Annotated in this window: 1 rRNA gene; it reads right to left on the bottom strand. The window is 55.4% G+C overall.

Annotation, left to right across the window (positions count from 1 at the left end):
- Positions 1-213, bottom strand: a 16S ribosomal RNA gene (locus tag IC21_RS01805); the annotation flags it as partial.

Genomic DNA, 213 nt, shown 5'->3' with positions numbered 1-213 from the left:
CCGCCAACTAGCTAATGCGCCGCGGGCCCATCTGTAAGTGGCAGCCGAAGCCGCCTTTCCTTTTTCCTCCATGCGGAGGAAAAAACTATCCGGTATTAGCCCCGGTTTCCCGGCGTTATCCCGGTCTTACAGGCAGGTTGCCCACGTGTTACTCACCCGTCCGCCGCTAACCTTTTAAAAGCAAGCTTTTAAAAGGTCCGCACGACTTGCATG

Origin of the sequence: Heyndrickxia coagulans DSM 1 = ATCC 7050 (assembly GCF_000290615.1) — a bacterium.
GTDB classification, from domain to species: Bacteria; Bacillota; Bacilli; order Bacillales; family Bacillaceae_C; genus Weizmannia; species Weizmannia coagulans.
The sequence above is the reverse complement of the archived record's forward strand: the minus strand, read 5'-3'. Positions and strand labels throughout refer to the sequence as shown.